Below are 231 nucleotides of genomic sequence, written 5' to 3' on the forward strand. Positions count from 1 at the left end.
GACGATCGCGCCCTCCAGCCGTTCCCGACGGCTGGACCCTGCCACCTGGAGTCAAAATGGAGGCGATTTAAGCCGGACCCGAAATTCAAAGTCAAAGGCCAGAACGGTTTTGACCTTGTCCCCGGCTTCAATCGCGCCGTTTTTTACCCTTCAGTCGGGGTCACGTGGTCGGGAACCACGTGAGAGAGCGATCGTCTGGAACGAATCGCGAACGACCCCGAATGTTGGGTG

The 231-nt window shown here is 58.4% G+C and carries 1 protein-coding gene; it reads left to right on the forward strand.

Annotated features, from left to right (window positions below):
- The coding region (locus tag MES37_RS24685; RefSeq protein ID WP_237932851.1) for a hypothetical protein at positions 1-183 on the forward strand (183 nt) is incomplete at its 5' end.
- Positions 184-231 lie beyond the last annotated feature (48 nt).

The organism is Buttiauxella sp. S19-1 (genome assembly GCF_022134725.1).
GTDB lineage: Bacteria > Pseudomonadota > Gammaproteobacteria > Enterobacterales > Enterobacteriaceae > Buttiauxella > Buttiauxella ferragutiae.